1 protein-coding gene is annotated in these 1,135 nt (G+C 47.8%); it reads left to right on the top strand.

Annotated features, from left to right (window positions below; translation table 11 throughout):
- Window positions 1-138: 138 nt before the first annotated feature.
- Window positions 139-654 (top strand): tyrosine-type recombinase/integrase, encoded by a 516-nt coding sequence (locus tag ACUVJL_RS05765; protein WP_445244981.1) that lies wholly within the window; start codon window positions 139-141, stop codon window positions 652-654.
- Window positions 655-1,135 lie beyond the last annotated feature (481 nt).

Raw genomic sequence — 1,135 nt, 5'->3', positions numbered from 1 at the left:
CTGGAACTCAAAGAAGTCCCGAACAGTTTTTTTTCAATAATAAAGGAACAAATGGAGTCATATTTTAATTGGGTCAACAGGTAAAAGATGAGTAATTTTACTCATTGACAATAGTGCTTTTAGCTTAACTTGTGACTAATGGGCAAGCGTGATTATGCTTTGCTTCGCCTGTTGTGGGGTAACGCTTTGCGACGAAATGAAGTCTGCCAGTTGAATGTCCGCGACTTTGACCCAGCCGGTAAGACTTTGCGGATTTTTGGCAAGGGGCGCGGGACGCAAGCTGAGGCGATCGACTTGGGAACGGCAACTGTTCAGGCGATCGCTGACTGGCTCGAAGCTAGGGGCGGGAACCAATCGCATGATACCCCGCTGTTTACCGCGCTTGACTTTGCTAATTCAGGACATCGGCTGACTGGCGACGGTATCCGTAAGATTGTTGTGCGACACAGCGAAAATGCTGGCATCAAAAAGCAGATGTCCCCTCACCGCATCAGACACAGCGCTATCACGGCGGCCCTGGATGCGACGGATGGGAATGTCCGCAAGGTGCAAAAATTGAGTCGCCACCGCAAGCTCGACACGCTTATGATTTATGACGATAATCGGGGCCGCGACCAACAAGACATTACCGAAATGCTTGATGGGATGTTTTGAGCGATCGAACTGTCCAAAAGGTACATTAAGTACATTAAGTACACTATCAGACAGCGTAAAAACAGTGTATTAATTGTATTAATTCACCCGATCGGCGTGACGGGGCTCCTCGCAACGGCTTTTCATTCTGCACCATGAGAAGCCCTATTTGCTCTTTATCTGGGTACGCTCGATCGCACCTGCAATCTTCTTGATAGCTTCCCCGTCAACCGATTTATCGCCCGCAGATTTCCGCAATAACAGAGATGCAATCTCACCTAAACCGATCATCTCGGCAAGAATCCTTATCGCATTAGGATTCCGGCGGTTCGCTGCTAAATCCCATAAACCGTTAGCAGCATCGTAAGGATTCAGGTCAAAAAAACTTCAGTGACGGCATCTGGTAAAATAAACGAATGAAAAAGCCCGCAGCCACCAAAGAGCAGAAAAAAACCCAAATCGAGCAGTTGAGCCAAGCTGAACTGGTAGAAATGGTACTGGG

Origin of the sequence: Microcoleus sp. OTE_8_concoct_300, from assembly GCF_031383065.1 — a bacterium.
GTDB lineage: Bacteria > Cyanobacteriota > Cyanobacteriia > Cyanobacteriales > Microcoleaceae > Microcoleus.
Note: the sequence above shows the minus strand (reverse complement) of the source record. Positions and strands in the feature narration are given on the sequence as shown.

Excerpts from the sequence above, each read along its gene's own strand:
- ACUVJL_RS05765 (WP_445244981.1), top strand. The coding sequence starts at position 139 with ATGGGCAAGCGTGATTATGCTTTGCTTCGCCTGTTGTGGGGTAACGCT.